Below are 26,624 nucleotides of genomic sequence, written 5' to 3'. Positions count from 1 at the left end.
TTAATTGGATTGACGTTGACACTTTTCATCCCATGAACCAATACTTACTTAGACCACTAAAGTAGTGCGTCGCCCTGCATATAAATGATCTTTAACTTATGCCTATATTAGGGAGAAAATACCATGAGCGATACTCTGACAGCTGAACTGATGACAAGCGCGCCGCTGAAATTCAGCTATTCAATCACCCCAGAAGTATCTATCGACACCACCGTGAGCGGTGATTCCCGTCAGAACGCAACAGTATCGATTATTTATGGATCGATGACGCTATGGTCGGGCACCATGACTCAGTTTGCTCCAGAGATTACAACCCCTTTCGAAATTAAGGCAGGCTCTATCACCATCGAAGAAGGCGGCACCTTTACGCTGACGATACCAACATCAATGCAGAACGGGGCGGTAGCGGCAAACTTAAAGATCAAGACGGCCACGAGTACAGTGCCTTTCAACGCCCTTGTTGCGAGCTGGCCGCTTTCCTCAGCGAATTAATCCTAACCACAACGCCTACGCTTTGGCTCAAATGCCAGAGCGTAGTCTTTGCGCAGTCTCTGCGTAGCGCTGTCGTCACCTTGGCGCACGGACTGGGTTTATCGACCTATGATCGGATCTGCAGTCATGACGCAAGCCGAAAAACTGCTGAATGGGCGTCCTCGTGCACTCAGCACAGATGAGGTGATTGAATTTTTCAACGCCCTAGCCCCGTATCAAGCCACCGCGGGGCCTCTCACCATTGAAGCAAAAGTCGCCCCTGGTATGGGCCAGGTCGTTGTTAAGCTAGCACTGGCTGGCCGAGAAATGGGCAAGCACCTGCTCGGTTATACGGAGCCGGAGCTGATCCTGAATCTCGCCAACGATGAAGCCACTGCAACGGGAAAAATCAAGCTTGAGCTTAAGGCCGCACCGCATTTCTCTTCTTTGGAGGCCGACGTCAGCGCCACGCAGTCGGGGCAAACTTTTTGCTTTAAAGGCGATATCGCTTCTTGGCAGGCCAAAGGCCTGCCGGTAGTCGGCCACTATGTTACCCAGCTCGACGCTACTCTCACCGCCAATACCACTGTGCGGGGAGTCTCCGCCAACACGGCAAATTTCGAATTCCTCTTCCAAGGCAGCGCGGTTGCCGCCATGACGACAACCCAACTCGCACCGGTGCAGGTCTACCCGGATGAGATCAGCGCCGGCAACCTGCACATAGCCAAGGGCGCGAAGATCACCCTGGCTGTGCCAACCGAGATAGGGCCCGGCATGCTGTTCCTGCAATGTTTCTTTAAGACCGCCACCACCCCGGAAACACAGGTCTCAGCCTCGGTGGCTAACATCGCCTGGCCTCAAGTCGCCGCCCCTCAAAGGGTGTCCGATGAAGCGCGCGAAGGAGATCCGCATGACTGATGAGCCATTTTTTGCCCAAGACTTCACTAGCGCGCTCTATACGCTAAAACCAACTAGAGAGACAGTTGGATGGGTTGGCTTTATTTACCGCGGCGATAGCAGTCCCCCTGCCACCTTGGGCTTGCCGGAAGCCTTCAACGCGGGCTATTTCCTATTTTCGACCGACTCGCCACCGCTAAAAAACAAAGCTGAAGCTGAGACCTTTATCACTGCCGTACAGGAGTGGCTGAATGACAAGTTCGGCATCGGTAATCCGCAACGCTTTACCGGATCAGCGGTGTTGTGGATGCCCGACACGGCAACGCCGACATTTGGAGCGCCAAACGAGACCACAATCACATTTTTCCAGGGCCTCAGCACCACTTCCACAGCCAGCAATTACAATTTACATTTCGGCCAACTTACCCTATCGATCCCTCGCCAAGTCACGCTAACGATGCGAGACGAAGGGCTGCTATTCCGGCAATCCGGAGCGCAGCAGATTGCATTTAACACAGACGATGGCTTCGGCGCACCGGAGGCCGAGAGCGATCTGGTCATTCCATTTCAGGGAGATCTCGCTGGCTGTCTAACCGTTAAGGGATTAATGACACGGACAAATAAGTGGAGTCCGATCAGCTATTTCGAGACGGGCTTTCACTATCTCTATGCTGATGGCAAGGGCGCTGAACAGCGGCAAATATATCCATTATTCGAGGTTACCAAGGAACTGCCCGCGCTCAGCTTTTCCGCCGCAATCGACCCCCTGGATAAGCTAAATACTGGCGCACTCTCTGCCCCCAGCATTGGCCTTTACCGTAGCCTGTTTGGCTTTGCCGACGGTACCGATATAGCCAGTTACTTGCGTGATAAGCACGGTAATCCGGTCGGGCTGGTGGCGCAAGGTGGCTACGGAGAAGATGGCCTACCCGTGAGGAACTGCGGGGCGCTGGTATTTCAATCTCGTGGTAGAGCGAGTGGCCCACTTTCGAAGGTCTACTTCGCGCCAGCTGGCGACTATGCCTTCAGTACTGGCGGTACCGGTCTGGTGCTGCCTGGGCTGTTCGGCTCGGAACTGTTTCAAATTGCCCCTTACAAGGCCGGAGCCTCCTACGAGCGGGTACAGTTCCAACCCAATTGCTCAGCCTACGCGCCGGTTTTCCCCTTCCCCAGTGCCAGTCTCGACGATCCGGGCGCGGCCGTTCCCAAGCAGCGGCTCATCACAGACTACACCACTAGCCATGGCGCTATTATCAATGGCCCGAGAGGTGCAGCAGCCTATCTAGCGCAGCCACAAGGCAGCCCGCTATATGCTCCGGGTGCAAGTGCTAAAGCAGGCACCCTTGCGGTACTTCCACCGCTGCCAACTCCGTCGCCAATCGCTCAGCCAGCGAATGCAAAGTTACTGCTGCCCTTCGCACCTTATGCCGGGCTGACCAAGGACAACGACGGTTTCCCTGACGACCTGGTCGGTACTTTCGAAAGCCAGATTCTGAGTGCAGAGCGCAAAGCCCTACTAAGGGTGTCCAGTATCCGCGCCGTGGTCGAGCTTAGGGCGGCGAAGGACAACAGCGCAATACCGAACACCCACGATGTGACACATCAATCGACTACCCCCCAGGGGCTTTACGCCGAGATCGCCACAGCCTCAGCGGGAGGGGCCGAGGCGCTCTACCAGAAGATATTTTTGGCCAAGTCGAACGCGAAGAAGCCAGCAACCGACGAAGTAGATTTTGGCTTTATCGAGCCCGATGCCGATTTACAGAACCTTTTCCAAACCAACCAACTGTTGGCCGTCATCGTCAATCCAAAGCACCTTGGTGAACCTTCTCCAGCCAATGCCACCGCTATCTTTGAGCGTGATGTGGTCATCGCAGATTGGGGCATGACGGCAGCGGTTGGCGATAGCCTCAATACTACCGCCTACAGCAATATCCTGATTCTAAAATACTGCGATGGGGCATTGACCGAAAGGGTCAAAAATCCTAATCAGTGGGTCGGAGTGGATGACTTCTCGCTAACTGGACAGGGGGATGCCGCTACTGCACTGGCTGGGCTTTCGTCCTATCTGCAAACCTATCTAAACGAAGGAATCAAAGAGGCAGAAGAAAGGAGCAACACGCTTTACGCTAACTTCGCCCGGATTGTGCAGGATCCAAACTGGCAAGGCTTTATCGTCCTCAAGGCAAAGGTGGATCCATCAGGCTTTCCCGACCAAATCAAGGGACTAACGGCAGGCATCGATTTTTCTCGCTTCGAAGCGCATCACTTCGGCGCAACTGCCAGCCGGGTGAGCGTCGACGGCACCCAGGTGACCATGCAGGTGCCAAGCAGCCTGTTCGGCCTGATCGATTATCAACTGCCCCAGTACCAAGCTTATGTTGCTGCGGGTGGCAATCCGGAGATGCCCCAGGCGCTCGCTACCCAAGGTGACTTTGGCTTCACCGTGCTGCAGCTGCAGACGCTGTTCGAGAATGCCGCGCAGACTGACTTTCGTAGCCGTATTCAGCTCACCATGAATCAGTTGTTTATGTCGCCGGTTACCAAAGGTTACGGCTCAATTGGTAAACTGCCTGCGACGGCGGTGGTGCTACGTGGCAGCTACCAGCGCCAAGGGGCAACTCCCGTCTATGTGTTCGAACAAAACAACACCAATGTGTTCGAGCTGAACAACAGCGCATTGCCAAGCCTGGCGCTACAGCGGGTGGTATTCAATACTTTATCGACGGATAAAAGCGGCACTATCCGCAGCCGCTTTATAATGAACGGTATTTTCGAGTTCGCCCAGCTTTCAGTGGCCGACAACGATACCACTCGTCACGTCGACCTCCTCTCCTTCGGCCTGCCTGAGGGTGCCAAGGTCAACGACCCACCGAGCGGCCTCGCCTTCTCGGGCCTGGAAATCGCTATGAGCTCGCCGCTTGATGCGCCCAATGCGGTGACCTTTACCTTTGAGACCGAACGGCTCGGATTGGATGCGGGTGCTAGCAAGGCGCGCGACCATAGCCTGTTCAAGGATCTTGCCCTCAGCGTCTCAGGCTTTATCGCCGGTGCGGAAGACAAGCGACCAATCGACTTTGGCTACCTTCCCGTGGGCATCGAGCCGAAAGTTCAGGCAATCTCCGGCCCCTGGTACGGCATCAGCTATACGGTGAGCATGGGTACGCCGGGAGCTCTAGTCTCCGCTGCCGGTTTCTCCTCAAAGATGCTACTGGCCTGGGCGCCGAGCTCGGGCAAGGGTGCGGCGGCCCCTGCGGTCTTCGTTGGTCTGCAACTGCCGGGCGCAGCGCCCGGTGCCAAGCTTCTCTCCATTCAGGGAGTCATGAAGCTTTCCATCGATAGCTTACTGCTGCGCCAGGAGGCCATAACCGCTGACCAACGGGCTTTCGTATTGCGGCTCAACAATATCGCACTCTCCTTCCTCGGGTTGGCGAAGTTGCCCTCCAGCCCAATTAACTTCTTCCTATTCGGTGACCCAACAGGCAGCGGTGCCTTGGGGTGGTACGCCGCCTATATCGACAAGGATGCGGCTCAGAAAAAATTGTTGGCTCCAGCAAAGCAAATAGGCCACGCACCTGATCAGCCGCAGGACAAGGAGACATCGTCATGACCCGGGTAATGGTTTGGAATATTGATCAGTTCGACATCACCAAGCTGCAAGCAATCGGCTTTAACGATGATCCGATCTACGGTGTGAAACCATTTGAAATGTCCCTGGGCCATCAATCCTATATCTCGTCAAACCTCATGCCAATTCATCCGGGCGGAATCGCTATAGCGCCGGACATTTTGGTAATTCTAGAAGTTTCAACCCTCCATCAACCCCAAAACAACATCCCTGGGTTGCTTGACGATGGTTTGGGTGGGCAAGGCGCAACCGATCTTCTGGATATCATTCGCGGGGCAACTGGAAACAACCACTGGATGCTGGTGCCGCCCCTACAGACGGGCGTCTCTGACTCCGTTGCAGTCTACTACGACAGTACCCATTTGGCTTTCGCTGGCCCTAGGATCTGGCCTGGAGCGCAGGGCCCAGCCGTAGATCCGAACCAAATTCCGGCTCCAGCCACTGCGGCCTACCCGGGTATGTTTGCTGGCGTGCTACCCAACCGGCAAGTTCCTGCCACACTGCCAAACGCGGGTGCTCAGGAAGATATCTGCGCCGCGAATACAACATTCCACGTAGCCCCTGGCTATCCAAATGCCGGAAACGTGGTCAATTTTGGAAATAACCGCACGCCCTATCAAGTCTCATTCGGGGAACTGGACGGCACCGGTACAGTTATCCGTCAAATTGATTTATTCGCTGTACATGGCCCCGCCAACAAGGGGCGTGCACGCACTTTCATTCAGCAGCTTTCGCAGCTAGCTGAAGTTGCCGTAGCTCCAACGGCGAACCAAGTTAAAGTTGTGCTTGGCGACTTCAATCTAAATTTGACAGAGAACATTCAAAATGCGGCCCAGCACCAACTTCAGCAAGAAGCTTCCTATGTCAACCTGACCGGTCTTGGCTATCAAATGGCGCTCACAGTCCCCGCCCCCGTACCCTACGACCCAACCGATCCGCAAACCTTTAGCGGTTACACAGGTTATTTCGCCACCCACATGCGCACCCTAGCCCAAGCAACCTATTGGTATGTAAGCAATACGGCGGACTTTTATCCTGGATACGGCATCATCGGGTCAGGTTCTTCATCGGTTCGCGACTATTCCTACGACAATATCTTGGTTCGTTTCGGCATGACCGCTGGCGGCCCGATGGGTGAAGTCAGCGTAATGAACGGCATTGTGCCGCAGCCCTTTGCACAGGTTAATCCGCCGCCGCACAACGCTCCAGCAGGCTTTTACACTTGGCCCGTACAGATGGCAGATCAGCGCTACGCTAACCCGCCTGATCGGATCATCGACCAGACCCGTAACGAGGCCAGCGATCAAGCCATTCTTAGGCAGTGGAACAACTACGGCCGCATTATATCCACCTCCGACCACATGGCGCTGATCGCGACGATTTAGGAGCTCCCCCATGGCTGATCCAACTCCGATCCAAAAGCTGCGCGACGCCTTCGCCAATGCGCCAGACGGCCCAGTGATTCTCAACGACACCTTCTGGGTCAACGCCGGATTGGTGCCACCGGAGAACTTTACGGCTGACATAAAAGCTGCCTTCCGACTTAGCGACGATACCAACGGGTTGGAGATCACCTACAGCCGCGCCTCGGTCAGCGAAGTAACCAGCGGGAGCTTCTCTATCCCGGAGGTCTCCCTGACTTTCCTTAACGCGCCGACCAGTCAGACTTATATCATAGGCAAGGATAACGACAGCGATACACCGATTCTCGGTATCGATGTCGCGCCACAAGAATGGCAGTTGAAGGATTTCTTCACCGCTATGAGTGGCTACCCCTACAGCGTATTGGAGCAGATCGAACAACGGTTTTTCTATACCACGGCGGAACAGTCCTTAGACTTCAACGGGGCATCGGTACCCATGGCCACGGGCCAGAACCTGTATGGCAACTTTGTGGTGCCCAGCACGGTCAAGCTTATCCTCGACCTGATCCAGGGCCTGCCGAACCCGTCCGACCTAGTGCTATCGGGACCAGTCAGGCTTAGTTCGGCTGATCTTAAAAACACCTTCGTTCCAGAAATGGATGTCTCAGCTGGCATTCCTTCGGCAGGCGACCTCAAGCTGTTTTTCATTGATGTGTCACTGCCCCGCATCGGCTTTGTCGTCAAAACAGTGGAAGGCGAGCTGCCGGCAGAAGAAGGGGAAGCTGCCGAAAAGACCTACAACCAGAATCCGCAATATTTTGTCGAAGCCGTCGTCACGCTGCAGTCCGTCGACGAGGGGACAGAGATTCCTGTGCTGCTGCGTAGCCTGATTCCCAAAGCCGCCGAATCACCGTCAGGAACCAGCGCCCGTTACAGTTACGCCTTCTCGATTGCGGCTGCCGACAGTGACAAGCCGATTACGCCGAGCGCAGTCATCGCGCTGATGGCCGGCCAGAGCTATTTCCGCTCGGTGCCGCCGGTACTGCAGGAATATCTCGCCAGCGTGCAAATGCAGGGCTTTCAGATTGCCGGACCAGCCAGCCCGACAATGGGGGTGACGAGCCTCGCCGCCCAGCTTGGTTCGGTACAGGGCAAACCGATTCCGCTGTTCATTGATCCAACATCCGGCGAGCAATTCGAGATCCAAGCATTCTCGTTCAACTGGCGTATGCAGATGGCGGGCGATAAACCCAGCAAGACCTTCGCCAATTTTTCCGCCCTCTTTACGTTATTCCCCGACATTTTCCGCCAGAAGGATGGCTCGCCGGGTGGTGAATTCCGCATTCAGATCGACCAGGATCTTAATTTTAACGGCAACTTCGATGGCAAGGCGTCCATGAATGACGTCCTGATGGGTGTCACCGGCGGCGCCATCGGTATGCCACAAGGCGTAGAAGTAGAATTTTCCGATATTATTATCGCCGTTCAGACCAGTGAAAAAGCCTACCAGTTAGGCTTTACCGTAGATGCCTCGCTGGACGTGCCTTTTATCCAGACACCGGATGGGCAGAAGCTGGTCGAAATCAGCAACATGGCCTTTAAACTCGGCGCCAGCACACCGAACCGCACGGATAATCAAAAGGGGGCGACCGTCTACACCGGTTCCATCGACGGCCAGGTTAAGGTTGGGCCGCTCTCTGCTTCTATGCGCGTCGACTACGACGGTACTGCACAACCGCCGGTCTGGAGTCTCGACACTGCTCTTTTGGAGCCGGTCTCAATCAGCGATTTGCTGAGGCAATTTTTTGATGCCTACCAACTGCCAGATTTTATCCCCGGTGATCTGACCGTCGAGGCATTTGCACTGAATGCAGAAATCCCAGTGGTCTCTTCCAATCCCAAAGACAACAAGGCTAGCACTGCGCTTATTCGTCCAGCCAGGCATGTGGCGGGCCGCCACCTGGGCGCTGGCTGGACAAGCCCCGTGCGCCCGGTCGGGGCACTGACCAATGCCCAGTATCGTGCAGCGCTTCCCATACTTGCCGAAAAGCAGCAGCAATCGTCTTACAAAATCTCTGGAAAACTTAGCTGGAACTTCCAACTGACCCCAGACTTCCCGGTGGCAACGCTGGCAGACATCGGCTTGCAATATGATGGCAACCGTCAGGCGGGAACGGAGTTTTCCGGCCAGATCATTGGCACCATTACCCTCGACACCATCGGCGCCACGGTCGAGATCGGCTACCGTTTCGGCCCAGCCAAAAATGATGTCCAGAGCCTTGTGATGCCAATGACCCAGGCAATGCGTGACGCCGTCGCGGCCGAACAGTACAGTCAAGTACTGTGGATGGCTTGGAAGGGCTTTCGCGCCGAATATTCATTCACTGAAGAGACCATCACCTTCTCGATGAACGGCTGGACCGTCGGCGGTCTCGTTACGGCGCTGATGGAGATGTTGGGCGATCCCTATTTCACCCTGTCGAGCCCCTGGGATATGCTCAATACGATCTCACTCGATGGGCTGTCGATCAGCTTTGATCTGAAGAGTGGCGTCAAAAACCGGATTAGCGCTCATTATAAGCTACCATCATCGATCAACCTGGGCTTCCTTACTGTCCATGGTCTCGTCTTCCGCCAGGTCGACGGCAAGACCATACTGGTGATCGATGGTAAGACGCAGATCCCCGGTCTTGAGAATGAACCGCTGTTTAACAAAGAGAGCGAAGGACAGGACGTCAAGAACATGCCGGATGTTCCCGGGCGCGGGAACAGCTACTTCCATCTTTACATGATGGCACTCGGTCAGCGGGTGGCCATCTATGACCCGGGTGCTTTCGATTCCACCAAAGCCGTGATTAAAGCACTGGCAGATATTCCGCCCTCCGACGGCCCTGGTATACCGTTCGATCCGAGCCAGCAAAAGAGTGGACAGCCCTACTACAACCCCTCCTCTAACTGGTTGGCAGCGCTCCACTTCGGTGTGCTTAAGATTCCGGCCACGAACACCTATTCGGTTGATATGCAGATCGTCTTTAACGATCCCAATCTTTACGGCCTGCGCATTGCTCTCAACGGGGAAAAGGTCAAGGTCTTAGATGGTCTTGAGATCGACGTTCTCTACAAACGTATCACCGACGATATCGGGCTTTATCAAATTGAATTCACGCTGCCAGGGGTTCTGCGTAACCTCGATTTTGGCGCCTTTAAGGTCACCCTGCCAGTTATCGGCATCCAGATCTACACCAATGGTGATTTCCTAATCGACTTCGGTTTCCCGAAAAATATGGACTTCAGCCGATCTTTCAGAGTTGAAGCAATCATCTATGGTGTTCCGGTGTTGGGTTCTGCTGGCTTTTATTTCGGCAAGCTGTCCAACGCTACCGCACCGAACCTACCGGTAACGACGAGAGGTACCTTCCACCCGGTCATCGTCTTCGGCTTCGGTGCAGAAATTGGTCTCGGGCGCTCGGTTGAGTACGGCATTCTGAAGGCCGGTTTCTCAATCACTATCTTCGGCATCATTGAGGGCACGCTTGCGGCCTGGCACCCCTATCAACTAACCCACCCCTATCAACTAACCCGCTCCAGCAGCTCAAACGAGGTGCAGGGTGACTATTATTTCAAGCTGACAGGCACCTTCGGATTAATCGGCCGGCTCTATGGGTCGATCAACTTTGCAATTATCAAGGCTGATTTGGATATCACGGTGAAAGTGTATATCCAGATCACCTACGAAAGCTTCCGTAAGATCCCCTTGATGTTGGCCGCCGAGGTTAACGTCTCGGTCAAAGTTAAAATCGACCTCGGGCTCTTCTCTATCTCTATCAGCCTGTCATTTGCGGCTACGATTCGCGAAGAGCTGACAATTGGCAGTGATAGCCAGGCGCCATGGGACGATCCATCACGCCAACTGCCCGAGGCAGTGTTTATTGGCGTGACTGCAGATGGCGCTTATCAGCGCCAGCGTCGTTTGCCTGTGCCCCGCACGCTATTCGACTACGGCATTTATCACCGAGCTTTCCGCCTCGATGCCACGCAAGGGTTGGCGCGTATGAAGCGCCAGCAAAGCCTCACCGCAAGCCCGGACACTCTGGAGATCACCCTAGCGACCCAGATGACGGTTCTCGGTGCGGAAAATGCTGGCTACGCTCAGCAAGAAGGTGCCCTTGTAGTACTGTTCTCAATGGATGCACCAGAGCAACCCACTGAAGGTACATCCCCAGCGGGAGATGGCGCCGACACCTCCTTTGGTAAGCTCTGTGCCCAACTATTGCCATGGATCCTGCATAGCGTAACGCATGAGACCGGACTGCCACTGCCGAGCACGGCCACCGGCACCCTGTCACGTGCGGCGGTTGAGGGTATCCTGCAAACCCTGTCAGATCCTGACATTGAACCCTTCACTCCTGCACAGATTGAGGCCTTTCTGGCAGAAAACTTCACCGTGAAGATCAGTTTGCCCGACGCCAATCTAAGCGAGGAGCGTCGATCGGCACTCAATGCTGGCGCTACGCTGTTCCCGGCGTTGCCATTTTTGCGCCTCAGCGTGCCGGATCCTACCCAGGACACTGGCGAAGTAACGATCGACCTAAGTGCCTATGTTAGTGCTGACACCGATTATCAGATGTTAGTACGCCAAATTTTTGCCGAAACGGCCGCCAATGTTGATAGCGAGACCGATGGCGATGGCACACAAACACTCGACCAGAGCGCTAGCCCTTCAGTGCCGATGGCAGCCACGATACTCACCGACTACATTGTCTTGCTGGCCAGGCAGCTGGTTCAGCGGGCACTCGACGTCTTCGATGACTACCCCTATCCGCTGACCGACGAGACCTCGATCAATACAATTGTAAACTGGGCGAATAATATGCTGGCTGATCAACTCAATGCCGCAGACTTGATCGCGTCCAATATGACCTATCCACTGACGGCGGGACTGACACTTAAGCTGGCGAGTATCCCATATATGGTGCAGTCGGGTGACACGCTGCAAGCCATTGCTGGCCGTTATGGCATTGAGCCGGCGAGCCTGATCACTAAGAACCGGAGCCAAAATAACCTGATCGCCTCCGGAATCACTGTCGAGCTCAACGATAAGGTCTATAACACTCAGCCCGGCGACGACTTCAATGCTATCGCCGCAGGTGTGGGCCTAACGCTCAAGGCGCTTGCTCAGGAGACGCAGCTTTACACCCAAGCAGGACTGCTCGCCGCAGCCGTACAGACTTGTGTTCCCGATGTTGCCTATACGACCAGGGATGAAGATACCATCGCGACGATCCTGGCACGCTACCATGTGCCGAAGGAAAGCTTCTTGACCGCCAGTACCATGGCCAAAGCGAATCTGTTCCGAACCGACACGGATCTAGCCTTCGCCGTACCGCGGCTCTCTGTGCTCCCCGAGGACAGCCTTTGGCCGTCCATCGTCGCCACCGGCTCACTCGGCCAAACCGCCGGCATGGCTGCGCGCTATATGTTGCACGGTATGCGGCTTCCGGTGGCACCAGGACTCACGTTACCAAAAGATTTTCTCTACGGCGCACCCTATTGGGATACTCAAACCGCTTACAGCCTCTATCAGTTGACCGGCCAGCAGGTACCACTGGCGAACCGCAGTGACGACTATACGATCACCCTTAGCCGCCCCGATACGCCAGATTACGATTGGATCAGTATTGGCAGCAGCACGTCAGCAAGTTTCGATAACATTTCCCAAGCCGGTTTGCTAACCCAGGTAGTCGATACCGCCCGCACCAATGGCTACAAGCCACGCGTCGAGGCGCTGATGATAACACCGGAGACAGAACTGGAACCGCGCAGCTATGGTATGGCGACCTATGTACCATGGAAGACCGCCGATAGCGCGGGGCTTGCAGCGGTTTGTGCGCCTCCGGCGGGACAAAGCAAAGTCGCCGACCAAGCCAGTGCGCCCCAGGCAAGCCCGATCCTTTTCGAACTGTCACCAGCGCTACAACAGATCATTGAGGCAAACCAGGCCGCGCTCGCAGCCCAGGGCTTGTCCTTCAGCGAGATGCAACCTTATCTGCCGCCGCTGATTCCGGAAGTCGGCACCACAGACCCGGCCACGCAGAAGACCGCCTTCCAACCGATTGATGACTACAGTTTCGCGACACGGATCGACTTCCGCATCAAGGCATTAGCACAAACAGCTGATCAGGCACCGCAGCGGCCTGACGCCAATGACATCGTACCGCCGGGGCCGGGGAATAGCGGCTCGCCAGCACAGGACTTCGCGCCTTATGCCTATGAGATTATTGGCCCCAACCCAGGGGAGTCGGTACTGCTGGAGCGATTACTGACCTCCATGGCAAGCATCGGCGAAGACCTTGTCAGTGGCTTGTTCCTGACCTATGCCGACATCAATAATGGCGTACCGGGGCTAACCAGCCAGGCGCCGTCTGACTTCCTGTCTTACATCGTACAGTCGAACCTTTCCACCGAGACCAACCCTCCGGCAGGTGCATTTCGTGCCAATGCCCAGTTCGCCGAGGAACCACCGACGGGGATCGCTATGGCCCCAGCGGAGTTCATCAAGCTGCTGTGGGAACTTAGTACCGTTAATTCAGGTGGTAGTTTCCTGTTCTATCAAAACCTCGTCACCGGCTCTGGGCTGCCAACGGGCTTATTCGATAACGACGGTACAGCGACGCTGACACTGGTGATCACCTTACGCCGTGATGCTGCGTTGCAATCGGCGACAAGGGTCTTCAACGCAGTGAACGCCCTAGTCACCTCGGCACCAATCGATCCAAAATCCTCGGTGGTGCAGCTAACCGGCACTTCGGCACCAGCCCCCAGCGGCGATGTCTCCGGCCTGACACTCTCCGAGATTACTGCGGCCTATGGGCTCGACTTGGCGGGTCTGGCTAAGGCCAACCCCAGGGAGACGCTCACCGCAGGTGCTCATGTCCCTATCTCCGGCCTCATTGCCCAATTGACACCGCAACAGGCGTCCACAGCCGACCCGCTACAGACGCTTGCCGACTATTACTCTGCTGGCTGCGTTCCAGGCCAAGGCGTAACCAAGGCCGACATTATGGCTTGGAATCCAGGAATTTCGGTGGCTCCCCTGTCGATTTTCCGCCTTCCACCTTTCACTTACCAGATTGGTGGTGCCCCAGGCTCGACGCTCACCGACATAGCACGCTATTTCAACACTTCATTGGCCTCATTGATTTACGGCGCGCGCAATACGGCGGGGCTCTTTGGAGATGTGGTTAACATCGACCCTCTAGCCTTAGCGGCCAAACCCAACCTTGGTCTCGGTAATGCTGGCTTCAGTCTACAACGCGAGCGCGGTGCGATACCGCAGCTCCCGGAAAACCCGACAACAGCAGACCTGAAAACCTATACCCAAGACACGTTACTGCAACTTTATCAGTTGCTCAGTGCGCAGATCGTCGCTACGCCCTATTTCGATGCCAGTCAGATGGGAGCCTCCTTCGGCCCGAAGGATCCACCGGCCGAACCGAGTTCTACGCCACGCTCGCGGATTTTAAAGCGACAAGCGCTGGCAGAGGATACGCCTTATCACTACAGCCAGACCCTCGGCTTCACCGGTAAGGCATTGACCAATGCCGTACCGGGCGATACCAGCCTGCTTGATCCTTCTGGCAATCCTTACCTTGGTATCGGAACGCCGCTAACGTTGGCGCTAGACTGGCTAGACCTGTTCGGCAATCGGATCCCCAACCCCTTTAACACGGTTGAGCAGGAAACAACCCCGCCTTATGGCACCCTGGGGACAATGCTAACCTGTTCCGATGCGCTGATTCCTATCGATGCCTGGCCCTCGACTACCCGGGCCTATACTTACTCCGGCGACGCTGGAGCGCCCCAACTTAGCGTCGAACTGGTATTCGACCCGACGCCTTATGAGCCAGATACCCAACTCAGCCGCGCAAGTGACCTGCATATAGTCCGTGCTGGAGACACACTACCAGTATGGCAACGCACCGCTCGCTGTGATCTCTCCCAACTGACGCGGGTCTACTTTCAACTTATCCAGGACTATACATCACTCGGGATGATGGGGTTGGACGGCCCGGTGGTCACCATGGCCTTCGAAAATTCGCTGATGGCCGAGAAGACCCAACCGCTGACGTCAGCCGAACGTGAACAGATCCTAGCCTATCTGAGCGCGGCGATTACCTATCTGACCGCACGTGCGGATGGTCACACGGCAACGCCACCTGACAAAACGACGATTACCCGCAGCATCGACCTCAACGAGATCGACACCACGGCAGACATTCATCAGCTTGAACTCGGCCTCAGCTTTACCCGACAGGCCGAATGGGTAGCACCTAACCTGCGCACCGTGCGTGGAGGATTGCGAGCGGTCTCCAACATTCCCGCCAATGGGCTTATCGAACTGCCGCAGCCAAACCTCAAGGCAACGGACGAGACTCAAACCTATCCAGTGGCACTGACCGAGTTCGCACTGCGTTTTGAAAAGACCTTCCAGACTGAGAACTGGCAGATGCGAGTCGGTACAGGTTCACCTGACCCAAGTACGTCCAGCACCAGTAACGGCTCGACCGTCTGGGCGGTGCGCATGGCCAAGCCAGATGCAGCAACGCCGGCAGGTATCGGCTACAAGATTGGCAACACGGCGAGCTATTTTGCACCGTTACCTATCGCGTCGAACTTGGTCACCATCGAGGTCGACTTGCGCCCTTACGAAACAGGCACGCCCTATCCAGCTTCCGATTCAGGCACACTCACCACCTTCACCAGCGTTGATCCAAATGTTTGGCTGGAGGAGGTGTTAACAGCGGTCGATGATGTACTGGCAGCGTCCTTTTCAACGCCGCTCTACCAGCTCGACCGGCTACTCGGTTTGACCGACGAGCCCGAGACCAAGCAAGATGGCCTGCCCATCGAGCCCGAAAAAACGGGGTATCTGTGGCGCCTGCTTGAGCACAAGAAGGCCCTTGCTCACGCCATTTCATCAACCGCCACCTCGGTACTTGTTGGCGGTGACGACAGCTTGCAACCGGCTGCAATTGAGAAACTAAAACAGGCTCTTTTGAACCGGCTCAGCAGCGCAAACTCGCTGACGGCAGTGGCGGTTCTACCAGTAACGGGTACTTCATACGCCCCTCCGCTGGGACGCGCCGATGTGCCACCGCGCTTGTTCGGCCAACCCAGTGCAACACTGACAGGAGCCAGCACAGAGCTACCTAACGACAACTTCTCCCTAACCACCGGCAAGATCCCGCTGACCCAGGGTGAAGACACCAGCACTCTGGCCTTTCTTGCCACCTCCCGGTCAGCCGACTCAGAGAGCTATGTAGAGTTGAAACTCGATTACACCCTCACCCACATTGAGTATGACATCCGCGGCGTCGCAGGGATCGAAAACTACGAACAGTCGAACTGGATCTCTCTGCTCACCGGGCCGATCACCACACCCATTAAACCTGCCAAGGGCGATAGCTTTTCCATTCCGGTAGCGTTACGTGCCTTGCCACAACCCGCTACGGTTGAAGTGCAGACCGGCATCCCGAGTATGGCTACGCCGCAAAGCCCAGCCGAACTCAAATCCTGGCGCTACGACTTCACGTATCTGCTACAGCAGGCGGCCCAGGATTCAGTCATGGCCGATGTCGTCTTTAACCAAGATGCCAGCATCTCCGACGATGATCTGGTAGGCGCAAGCAAGGATAAGGCACTTTTCGATGCCCTGGCCCAATTTGTAGCGATTTATCCAGCGGTAGCGCGCGATCTGGAGTCCTACCTGCGGCCAGTCAGCGGCAAGACTTCTGCCGCGGATCCATCGGTCGCCTTAGCCAAGGACGCCATTGCGGCCTTCGAAGCCGTGACGTCGAATGTCGCCACGGCCTACGATGAGTGGGCCAGGGGCAAACTGACCGCCCAGTTCGCCAAGGCCGCACCGCGCGTTGAATACACCTTCGAGATACTGCTGACACCTTCCGACGAAGGCCACGCCCAGGTCGAGATCATTCCGCAGCGTTTTGAGATCAGCCAGGAGAGCAAAGACAATTTCCTCTCCCTGGCCCAAGTACTTATCAACTCGCAGAGCTACGAGCCACACGAAATCCACAGCACGCCCGCAACGGGAGCCGTAGTGTGGCAGTACAAGCGACGCGAAGGGGCAAACCCAGACCTGCCCGAATGGCTTGCCTACGAAACCGCCCGCACCGACTCCGAACGTCAGGTCGGCTTCAACGACCTCGACCTGTTCGCATTGCAAAGCGGGTGGGCTTCAATCCAAGTCATGCGCAACCGACATCTGTCACCAGACCTTGATGTTAAAACCACGCCAGCGTTCGAATTCACCACAGCACCGGCGAAATTCGCCAACCCTCTGGTACCACTGATCAGTATTCCGAACTACACCCTGGACGGGGATACTCCGCGCACAGTGACCCAATGGCTTGAGCCTTTTTTCAATCAACTGCTCGCGCCGCTACCCCAAGTACCTATTCAGGAGCCGTTACTGGTACGGATTGAGACCACCTACCGCTACAATCTGGTTGGCGAACAACATATCCCAGACACGGTCTTGCCGCTGTCGCTTTTGGCGCCAACCTCGACCGAAGGAAAGACCGACCCGAGTTTCATCGCTACGGTCGGAGACTATGCTCAAAGCTGGTTCAACGACACAAAGCCACTAGTCAACGCAAGCGCTGGTTTCAGCTTCGATATTACCGTTTTCTCAGCGGCCAGCAGCGCTAGCCTGCCATTGTTGAGAATTTCTAACCTATCGCTGGCAGCAAGCCTCGTGAAACCCAACAAATGATTAACGGCACACAGATAAAAGTTGGCTAGCCCTTCCGCAAGCAGGAGAGCTACTGCCGAGGCTGGTTAGCAACCCAAATCAGCCCGTTCTCTCTAACGGTGACTCCATCCTGCGTACGCTGGAAACGAAATCGCTAAAGCGCTCGCCTTGAATCAATACATGGTCGCTCAGTGCTTGCTGGGCCGCCACAGAGTCACCCCGCTCAATAGCCTCGACGATGGTTTGGTGCTCGCTAAGGGAATTATTGACCCGCTGGCGCACTTGGAGCTGCAGGCGCCGGTAAGGCTTTAAACGTTGTTTAAGTTGGCGCGCTTCGCTGGCCAAAAAAGTGTTGTGGCTAGCGGTGTAGATACAGTCGTGAAAGCCTTCGTTTTCGTAGTAATACTCGTCGCTGTCGCCGGCCAGGGCCGCTGCTTCGCAGCGCTGATGCGCTTCGCGTAACGCGGCCAGCTCTGATTCGGTAATCCGGCGCGCCGCCAAGCGGCCACACATGCCTTCAAGCTCCGCCATCACCTCAAACATCTCGATCAGTTGATCAATCCCCACTTTCGCAACGAAGGTGCCCTTCTTCGGGGAAACGGTGACCAAGCCGCTGGCGACCAACTGTTGAAAGGCTTCGCGCACAGGCGTTCGCGAAACCTGAAACTCGCGCCCCAAGGCCTCTGGATCCAGGCGCTCTCCCGGTAAACGGCGGCCATTGATGATGTCATCCTCAAGAGAATCTCTTAATCGCTGAGCATTGGATCGCTTGGTGCCGGTCATCTTTTACCTCCTTGGATCGCGGCTCGTCTTAGCCGTTTTAATGCTGTCATACAGTTGACATTAGCATACATAGCGCCTATTGATATATATATCATCTCGACTGATAGATACATATAGCCCATCCAAACACACAACAACAACTGTTGGAGACGCCTCATGCAACGCTATTTGATCTCAACTGCTGCCGCTCTCGGTCTCGCCATTGCCGCTTCCCACGCCTCTGCCGATACCGTGCTACGCGCGTCGCATCAATTCCCCGGGGGGCAGGGAGATGTTCGCGACGAAATGGTGCAAATGATGGCCCGCAAAGTAGCCGATGCGGATGTAGGGCTGACCATAGAAGTTTATCCGGGCCAATCGCTGTTCAAAGCGCGTGAACAGTGGGGCGCTATCGCTCGTGGTCGCCTCGATATCACCTCTCTACCGCTGGACTACGCCAGTGGTCGGCATCCGGAATTTTCAGCTACGCTGATGCCGGGCTTAGTGCGTAATCAGGCCCATGCCCAACGTCTGAATGACTCTGAATATATGGACATGATTAAAGAAGTCATTCGCGAAGGCGGCGCTCGAGTACTTGCAGATGCCTGGTTATCCGGTGGCTTTGCATCTAGCGAACAGTGCGTTACCTCCCCGGATACCGTCGAGGGCCAAAATTTCCGTGCTGCAGGACCTGCGTTTGAACAAATGCTTGAGGCCGCTGGCGCCTCCATTGCCTCCATGCCCTCTTCCGAGGTGTATACCGCCATGCAAACAGGTGTGCTGGATGCCGCCAATACCTCGTCGATGTCGTTTATCTCTTTCCGGCTTTATGAACAGGTTGAATGCTTGACCGAGCCGGGTGACTTCGCGCTCTGGTACATGTACGAACCCATTCTTATTTCTGAGCAGGTATGGCAAGAGCTTAACGATGAACAGCAAGCAGCGCTGATAGAAGCCGGTGAAGCCGCAGAAGCCTTCTTTGCTGAAGAGGCCGCCGCCATTGATCAAGAAATGGTCGATCTTTACGAGGAGAACGGCGTTGAGGTGGTCAGCATGAGCGAAGACGACTACAACGCCTGGCTCGATATCGCCAAGGAAACCTCCTACAAAAACTTTGCCGACAATGTTCCCAATGGCCAGGCCATTATCGATGCAGCGCTGGCCGTCGAGTAAGCAACCTATAAACGCCTAACGGCTCGGCTGCCCTTCGGGGTGGCCGTTTTCAACTGATGCTTGCTTAGCTTGGCGAAATAACCAGCTTGACGAGGGAAATATGGCACCTGCAACGACTCACAATGCCCTGACGCGTGGGGGCATCATCGGCGGCTACATTCGCGTCATGGATAAGCTTTCGCGGCTTTCCGCCTATTTAGCCTGCGCCATGTTTATCGCTGGCGTATTAGTGATTTGCCAGATGGTATTTATTCGTTACTTGCTTGGAATGAGCACCAGTTGGCAGACCGAATTCACCATCTTTTCAGTAACGGCAGCGATGTTGATGGGTAGCCCTTATGTACTGATGACCGGCGGGCACGTGGCTATCACTATTGTGCCCGATGCGCTGGGTGGTATTACCCGCACCATCATGCGTTTGATCGCTTCGCTGTTTGGATTAGGTTTCTGTGCCGCCCTGGCGTATGCCAGCTGGGTCTATGTTTTTGAGGCACTTCACGGTGAGTGGACGACGGGTTCCGTCTGGAATCCACCGCTGTGGCCCGCCCTGCTGCCCATGGCCGTCGGCGCTACCCTGCTGTCGCTGCAGTATGTGGCTGAAATTTTGCGTGGGGAGAACTAAGCATGGATCCCATTACCTTAGGCATTATTGTCGCCATCGCGCTGATTGCGCTGATGGCCATTGGCACCCCTATCGCTTTCGCCCTGGGCGGTGTATCGCTGCTGGCGCTGATCTACGACCGCGGCCTTGCTGAGCTCACCTACTTCGGGGAAACCTTTTTTGACCGCATCGCCGAGTTTGGTTTTGTCGCCATTCCGATGTTTATTCTGATGGGCGCCGCGGTGGCCTCCTCCCCCACCGGGCGCGATCTGTATCGCTCGCTGGATCTATGGATGGGCAAGCTGCCCGGCGGCTTGGCGGTTTCCAATATCGGCGCCTGCTCTATCTTTGCTGCGCTCTCGGGATCGTCACCAGCCACCTGTGCGGCAATTGGTAAAATGGGCATTCCCGAAATGCGCATGCGCGGCTACCCGGATGGCGTGGCGGCGGGCTGTATTGCCGCGGGTGGCACCCTGGGCATCCTGATTCCGCCGTCGGTCACCATGATTATCTACGGCATCTCCACCGAGACCTCTATTGGTCGACTGTTTATTGCCGGGGTGGTGCCAGGCTTTATGCTTGCAGGCCTGTTTATGATCTGGACGATGATCGCCTGCAAGATGGCCGGTGGCTATAACAACCCGATGGCGGAGTCCGTCGAACGGCTAAAGCAGAACGTTAAGCAGAATGTTGATACCAACCTGAAAGCGCTAGTGCGTGTTCTGCCTTTCCTGGGCGTGGTCGCGGGTATCCTGTTTGCCTTGTACGGTGGGGTGGCAACACCGTCAGAGGCGGCGGGTGTGGGTGCATTTCTGTGTTTGGCGCTGGCTATTTTGATCTACCGCATGTGGCAGTTGGGCCCGATAAAACTGATTATGCGCGACTCGCTGCGCGAAAGCGTGATGATCATGCTGGTGATCGCCACCGCCGAAGTGTTCGCCTATGCGCTCTCCTCGATGTTTATCACCCAAACCGTCGCCGCCGCGATTGCTGATCTGGAGATCAACCGCTGGGCGCTGATGGGGGTGATTAACCTCTTTCTGCTGGTGGCGGGTTTCTTCCTGCCCCCCGTGGCCGTGATCGTGATGACCGCGCCCATTCTGTTACCTATCATCCTGGCGGCTAATTTCGACCCCTACTGGTTTGCGGTGATTTTGACCATCAACCTGGAGATAGGTCTGATCACACCGCCAGTGGGTCTCAATTTGTTCATTATTAAAGGTATCGCACCGGATATTTCGCTGCGCGACATTCTGATGGGAAGCTTGCCCTACGCGCTATGTATGGTGCTGGGTATCTTGCTGCTGTGTCTCTTCCCAGGCATCGCGCTTTGGCTACCTAACTTGATCATGGGTTAAGGAGTTCGACCATGAACATGCTGTTTTTGCAGGAGCTGTTCAACAACATCACTCAGCGCGATGCACTGTTGCGGCGCCGCCATCCCGAGACTTTAACGCCCGACCATGGGCAGTTGGTTAACGCCTGCCACAAGCTGTTGGAAAGCGATGGCGAAGCCTCCAGCATCGCGCTGGCAAGCCGCGCCTTGGCGATTTATCAGCGCCTTTCGGCAGCTGAAAAAAGCAGCTTTTTTGCCCGCCTAATGGCTGACTTTGCGGCTGAACCTGGCCCCATTGACGCGGCCTACCTGGCATATCAAGAGGTTCGCGACAACCAATCGCTACAGCGCCTGTTTGAAGCCTGCGAGCCCCGGCGCCAAGAGCTTTTTCGGCGTTTAAACCTGGCCAGCGACGGCACCTATGAGCTGGTTAAAATGCGTGAAGACCTGCTGGGGCTACTACGCGAACAGCCGGAATTAGCGCCCATCGACGACGATTTCGCCCATCTGTTCGGCTCCTGGTTCAACCGCGGCTTTTTGATGCTCAAGCGCATTGACTGGAACACTCCCGCTTCGATTCTAGAGAAGATCATCCGCTACGAAGCGGTACACGAAATACAGGATTGGGATGATCTGCGCCGGCGCCTGGATGCCCGCGATCGCCGCTGTTTCGCCTTCTTCCACCCCGCCATTGGCGACGAGCCGCTGATCTTTGTGGAAGTGGCCCTCCACAAGGGCTTGCCAAGCCGTATACAGCCCATCTTATCGGGGGAAAGTTCTGGAGAGGGTTCTGGCGAGAGTCGTCATACTAAAAAAGCCATCGATGAGCCCGAGGATGCCGATACTGCGGCGTTCTTTGGTATCAGCAACTGCCAGACCGGCCTGCGCGGCATCTCCTTCGGTAATTTTTTGATCAAGCAGGTGGTGCAAGAGCTCTCCCAGGAGCTGCCGCAGCTTAAATACTTCGTCACCCTCTCGCCGGTACCTGGCTTCGCCCAGTGGCTGCAGGAGCAGCGTGAGGATGAGCAGCTTCCCTCGTCGCTGCGTAAATCACTCAAAGGGCTTGAAACCCCAGGATGGCATCAGGACAAAGCGCTTGAAGAGCAGCTTAAAGCCGCGATTCGCCCACTGGCCGCCCGTTACTTGGTCGAAGAGAAGAACCGCCACGGCCTGCCGCTCAACCCGGTGGCCCGCTTTCACCTCGGCAACGGCGCTGAACTCCACCGTATTAATTGGTTGGGCGATATCTCCGAGAAGGGCTTTAAACAAGCCGCTGGACTGATGGTTAACTATCTGTATGTGCTGGACGATATCGAGCGCAATCACGAAAACTATACCGCCAAGGCGACCGTTGCTTGCTCGAATGAGGTGCGCGACCTCGCCAAACGCGCTCGCAAGCTGGCCAAAGGAGAGACCACCAAATGAGCCACAACCTATTTGAAACCTTTGCTGCCAAAATGCGCGAGCGCGCAGAGGCCGATTTTATTACTACCCGCGATGGCCGCCGCTATCGCTACGCCGATGCGCTGACCATCAGTGCGCAGCTTGCCGGCGCACTAACCGAGCTAGGCGTTAAGCAAGGCGACCGCGTTGCCGTGCAGGTGGATAAAAGTCCTGAGGCGATACTGCTTTACCTGGCCTGCCTGCGCATCGGCGGCGTCTATTTGCCCCTCAATACGGGCTATACCGGCGATGAGATTCGCTACTTTTTAAATGACGCCGAGCCCGCGCTGTTCGTTTGTCGCCCCAAGATAGAAGAGCAAGCACTGTCGCTTGCTGCTGAAACCGGCTGTCCGGCGGTGGTCACCCTGGGCAGCGCCGCCGATGGTAGCCTGATGGAAACCGCCCAAGCGGCAGTACCAAGAGAAGACATCGTGGCACTTGGCGAACGCGACCTGGCCGCGATTCTCTATACCTCAGGCACCACTGGGCGCTCCAAAGGCGCCATGCTAACGCACAAAAACCTCGCCTCTAACGCCAAGACCCTGGCCAAAGCGTGGCACTTCAGCGCTGATGACCGGCTGATTCATGCGCTGCCGATCTTCCACACCCACGGCTTATTCGTCGCCTGCAACGTCACTTTGATGGCGGGCGCCAGCATGCTCTTCCTGCCTAAGTTCGATGCCGATGTCATTTTTGAAGAGTTGCCCCGTGGCACTGTGATGATGGGCGTTCCTACCTTCTATACGCGCTTGGTTCAGGACGAACGACTGACCCCAGAAGCTACCGCCAACATGCGGCTGTTCGTTTCCGGCTCCGCTCCGCTCACCGCCGAGACCCACGAGGCATTTGAAGCCAAAACGGGGCATGCGATTCTTGAGCGCTACGGCATGACTGAAACCAATATGAACCTCTCCAACCCCTATGACGGTGCCCGCCGAGCAGGCACTGTGGGCATGCCACTACCCGGTGTGGAGATGCGCATTACCAATCGAGAAACTGGCGCGGAGGTGCCGTTTGGTGAGATTGGCATGCTGCAGATTCGCGGCCCGAATGTCTTTATCGGCTACTGGCGAATGCCCGAAAAGACCCGCGAAGAGCTGTTAGACGACGGCTTTTTCATTACCGGCGATCTCGCCATGGTCGACGAGCAGGGCTATGTGCATATTGTTGGCCGTGACAAGGATCTGGTGATTTCCGGCGGCTACAACGTTTACCCCAAAGAGGTGGAGCAGGTGATCGACGAGCTTGATCAAGTCGCCGAATCCGCAGTGATCGGTCTACCGCACCCTGACTTTGGCGAGGGCGTTACCGCAGTGGTGGTTCGCCAGCAAGGCGCTGATCTTGGAGAAAACCAGCTTGAAGAGGAGAAAGTAATCACCCATTTAGATGGGCGACTAGCTAAGTATAAGCAGCCCAAGCGGGTCTTCTTTGTCGATGAACTGCCGCGCAATACGATGGGCAAAGTACAGAAAAATGAACTGCGCAAACGGTTCAACGACACCTACCAAACGCCTTAGTCGCCATTCCTAAGCGTTACCCACCCCTAAATGTTTGCCCCAACTCTTTCACCTGACACGATAAGGGAAAGAGGCGGGGCGTTTTTTTGCGAAAAGGAACCATTTGCTCTACTAAATGTTAAGGTAAGGTCACTTAACAAACGATGGAGCAGATTGCCTTGACTACGCCTACCGTTACCAACGGCATCACCGCCACCGAGCTATATAAGTTAGTCAGTCAGCCAGCGCACAACAGCGCTGGAGATGCGCCCCTTGAGTGGCCTGAGGGCACTATCAGCCTGGATGAGACGAATCAGACCCTGATCTGGGAGCTTAACGACTACGGCAACTTGCCGATTACCCTGTCGCGCAGCGAAAATGAGTGGGTCGCCATGGCACCTATCGTTGCCGTGGAGAGCGTTAAAAACACCGCTGAGCTCAACGAAGTACTGCTGCGCCAAGGCATTGCGTTACCGCTGGCCTCCGTGGGGATTGTCGAGATCGACGGTCACGACTTTTATGTGGCTTACGGACAGCTGTTTGGCGACTCAAAGCTTGAATCGATTTGTGCCGAGCTACACGCCACAGCCAGCGCGGCCATGGACGTCGCCGAACTGATTCAAACGCACTTTGCCTAAGCCTAACAGGGGTTATCGAAAACAGAGTTAATCGGTCATCGCCACTGACATGCACACTGAAACAGTGGCGCTTTATTTAAAGATATTCTTAAAGAAGAGACACTTATATGTTAAGCAAAATTATGACTGCCCTGCGTGGCAAAGCGAATGAAACCGGTCAAGCCGTGGTGGATTCCCAAGCACTGCGCATTTTAGACCAGGAAATCCGCGACTCGGAAAATCACCTGAGCCAATCTAAAACCGAACTCACCCGCCTGATGGGCCAGCGCCAGCTAAACAGCAATAAAGCTGACGCCCTGGAAAGCAAAATCGCCGAACTGGAAAAAAGCGCTGAGGCCGCGCTGGATAAAGGTGAAGAAGCGCTAGCCGTGGAAGTGGCTGAACGCATGGTGGCGCTGCAGGATGACCTGGAAGCGGAGCGCGCTATTGTCAGCGAGTACGACGCCAGCATCGAAAAACTACGCGGCGCGATTCGCGGCACCGACAATCAGCTTCGCCAACTCAAGCAGCAGGTGAGCGTCGTTAAGGCGACTGAGTCAGCACAAAAAGCCCAATCTGCCGTTGCGGCTCGCCACTCAGGCCAGAACAGCGCCATGAGCAGCGCCATGGAGTCACTGGAGCGCATCAAAGAGCGCCAGCAGCTTAATTCAGCGCAAATGCAAGCCGCTGACGACATGGCCGCAGAAGAGAGCGGCAGCTCGCTGGAAGCCCGCCTGAAAGCAGCCGGGGTGGGTGGCCAGAATCGCAAAGCAGACGACGTGTTAGCGCGCCTGAAAGCGAAGAAAAACGCCGCACAGGAATAAGCGTTAAGAGCAAATCAGCGTTTAAATTTATTAGGGAGCCAGGCCATGTTTAACACCCTCAAGGCACTTTTTCGCGCTACGACGGAGAAACCACCCGAGCCTAACGAAGGCCGCCCGGTGGCCGCTGGCCTGCCTATGAGTATCAGCCAGGAAGACCTTGAGGGCCTACGCCTGGATGGGCGCGTCAATATTAAGCTGATCGGCCTGCGCGCCCACCCCGATGCACTGTTTCGCTGGAACGACGATGCCTACCATCATATAGCTGCCGTGGGGCACGTCGATCTTGGTCAAGGAGCGCACTTGGTGCGCTTCTATCTGGATAACGACACCTGGCTGCAGGCCAATATTGAGAACGGTCAGGTGCTTGAATATAAGCTGTTCGACTTTTACCGTGTTGCCCATCTCTCGGATGCCGAATTTGATAATTTGATAAACGGTGAAGATAAACAGCCCGACAGCATCGGCGCCCAAACCATCGCGCTCACCTCAACCACTGAGGAGGCGCGCAGTTGCACCTATCAGCGAGTGTGGGGGAATGGTGACAGCCTGTGGTCGCCGCCGGTGGTTTTCGAAGAGCAGGTAATGACCACCGAGAGCGTGTCGGCGCGCCATGTGACCCACCATGCCATGCTCTATGAGCGTACCATCGAAGGCGCTGAGCGTATGGAGTACTTACTGCTGAGCGCAGAAAGCGATGGCGAAGGCAGCTTTATGGTGGTGCACAACGTGGGGGTAGATGTGGCCTCCGTCGATATCGACGCTGTTTGACCCGCAAGTCTATTTTTAAGCTACTGAAAAGGAAGCAACCACCATGGTGAATTACCTCTACGGCCTGCCATCATTTATCGCCTATCTAGTCACGGCGATTATCCTGCTCGCCGCCTTTATGTACTGCTACAGCCGGATTACCCCGCACCACGAGTGGACGCTGATTCGCGAAGGTAATGCGGCCGCTGCTTCTGCCTATGGCGGCTCCATTTTAGGCTTCACCATTCCGCTGTACAGCGCGATGGCAAACTCCATTAGCTTCATCGATTTTGTGCTCTGGGGCATTGTCGCCTTTATCGTTCAGCTGGCCACCTTCTTTGGCGTTAAGTTGTTTCTGCGCAAGCAGGGCGAAAGCCTGTCTCAGCACATTACCGAAGGCCACCAGGCCTACGGCATTTTAATGGCCAGCGTGGCCGTGGCAGTCGGCTTACTCAACGCCGCTTCGATGACTTGGTAACGACGTGGTAAAGGAG

Annotated in this window: 15 protein-coding genes; 14 read left to right on the top strand and 1 reads right to left on the bottom strand. The window is 55.7% G+C overall.

The window, feature by feature from the left end:
- The first annotated feature begins 123 nt into the window (after window positions 1–123).
- The 5 genes from HALA3H3_RS12055 (at window position 124) to HALA3H3_RS12035 (ending at window position 17,152) form a co-directional block, all read left to right on the top strand.
- A complete protein-coding gene (locus tag HALA3H3_RS12055; protein WP_022521864.1) occupies window positions 124–492 on the top strand; it encodes a hypothetical protein in 369 nt (122 codons plus the stop codon).
- Between the two features lie 126 nt (window positions 493–618).
- Entirely contained in the window at window positions 619–1,389 is a 771-nt protein-coding gene (locus HALA3H3_RS12050) for a hypothetical protein (RefSeq protein WP_022521863.1), read from the top strand.
- The gene (locus HALA3H3_RS12045) at window positions 1,382–4,978 is read left to right on the top strand and encodes a hypothetical protein (RefSeq protein WP_022521862.1); all 3,597 of its coding nucleotides are present in this window, start codon (window positions 1,382–1,384) and stop codon (window positions 4,976–4,978) included. Before HALA3H3_RS12050 ends, HALA3H3_RS12045 begins: the two co-directional genes overlap by 8 nt.
- The gene (locus tag HALA3H3_RS12040; RefSeq protein WP_022521861.1) at window positions 4,975–6,381 is read left to right on the top strand and encodes a hypothetical protein; all 1,407 of its coding nucleotides are present in this window, start codon (window positions 4,975–4,977) and stop codon (window positions 6,379–6,381) included. Before HALA3H3_RS12045 ends, HALA3H3_RS12040 begins: the two co-directional genes overlap by 4 nt.
- A 10-nt stretch (window positions 6,382–6,391) precedes the next feature.
- A complete protein-coding gene (locus tag HALA3H3_RS12035; RefSeq protein ID WP_022521860.1) occupies window positions 6,392–17,152 on the top strand; it encodes a LysM peptidoglycan-binding domain-containing protein in 10,761 nt (3,586 codons plus the stop codon).
- 78 nt (window positions 17,153–17,230) lie between these two features.
- On the opposite strand, the gene HALA3H3_RS12030 is transcribed toward HALA3H3_RS12035, so the two are convergent.
- Window positions 17,231–17,914, bottom strand: coding sequence for a GntR family transcriptional regulator (locus HALA3H3_RS12030; RefSeq protein ID WP_022521859.1), 684 nt, complete (start codon window positions 17,912–17,914; stop codon window positions 17,231–17,233).
- A 156-nt stretch (window positions 17,915–18,070) separates the two neighbouring features.
- Between HALA3H3_RS12030 and dctP the strand changes: the two genes are divergently transcribed.
- From dctP to HALA3H3_RS11985, 9 genes are all read left to right on the top strand, one after another.
- The gene (gene dctP / locus HALA3H3_RS12025; protein ID WP_022521858.1) at window positions 18,071–19,066 is read left to right on the top strand and encodes a TRAP transporter substrate-binding protein DctP; all 996 of its coding nucleotides are present in this window, start codon (window positions 18,071–18,073) and stop codon (window positions 19,064–19,066) included.
- Between the two features lie 100 nt (window positions 19,067–19,166).
- Complete coding sequence (locus HALA3H3_RS12020) at window positions 19,167–19,688, top strand: TRAP transporter small permease subunit (protein WP_022521857.1); 522 nt, start codon at window positions 19,167–19,169, stop codon at window positions 19,686–19,688.
- A gap of 2 nt (window positions 19,689–19,690) precedes the next feature.
- Complete coding sequence (locus HALA3H3_RS12015; protein WP_009285860.1) at window positions 19,691–21,025, top strand: TRAP transporter large permease; 1,335 nt, start codon at window positions 19,691–19,693, stop codon at window positions 21,023–21,025.
- Window positions 21,026–21,036: 11 nt separating this feature from the next.
- Window positions 21,037–22,428, top strand: a complete 1,392-nt coding sequence (locus HALA3H3_RS12010) for a malonyl-CoA decarboxylase (protein WP_022521856.1) — start codon at window positions 21,037–21,039, stop codon at window positions 22,426–22,428.
- A complete protein-coding gene (locus HALA3H3_RS12005) occupies window positions 22,425–23,963 on the top strand; it encodes a malonate--CoA ligase (protein WP_022521855.1) in 1,539 nt (512 codons plus the stop codon). Before HALA3H3_RS12010 ends, HALA3H3_RS12005 begins: the two co-directional genes overlap by 4 nt.
- Window positions 23,964–24,121: 158 nt before the next feature.
- Window positions 24,122–24,580 carry a DUF2170 family protein gene (locus HALA3H3_RS12000; protein ID WP_235270540.1) on the top strand — a complete coding sequence of 153 codons (459 nt, stop codon included), beginning with the start codon at window positions 24,122–24,124 and terminating at the stop codon, window positions 24,578–24,580.
- 107 nt (window positions 24,581–24,687) lie between these two features.
- Window positions 24,688–25,383: a PspA/IM30 family protein gene (locus tag HALA3H3_RS11995; RefSeq protein ID WP_009285863.1), complete on the top strand. Its 696-nt coding sequence runs from the start codon at window positions 24,688–24,690 to the stop codon at window positions 25,381–25,383.
- Window positions 25,384–25,428: 45 nt separating this feature from the next.
- Window positions 25,429–26,151, top strand: coding sequence for a DUF2491 family protein (locus tag HALA3H3_RS11990; protein ID WP_022521853.1), 723 nt, complete (start codon window positions 25,429–25,431; stop codon window positions 26,149–26,151).
- A gap of 43 nt (window positions 26,152–26,194) precedes the next feature.
- Window positions 26,195–26,608 carry a DUF350 domain-containing protein gene (locus HALA3H3_RS11985; protein ID WP_022521852.1) on the top strand — a complete coding sequence of 138 codons (414 nt, stop codon included), beginning with the start codon at window positions 26,195–26,197 and terminating at the stop codon, window positions 26,606–26,608.
- The last annotated feature ends 16 nt before the right edge of the window (window positions 26,609–26,624 follow it).

It is taken from the genome of Halomonas sp. A3H3 (assembly GCF_000982975.1).
GTDB lineage: Bacteria > Pseudomonadota > Gammaproteobacteria > Pseudomonadales > Halomonadaceae > Vreelandella > Vreelandella titanicae.
This window is presented reverse-complemented; position numbering and strand designations above follow the sequence as displayed.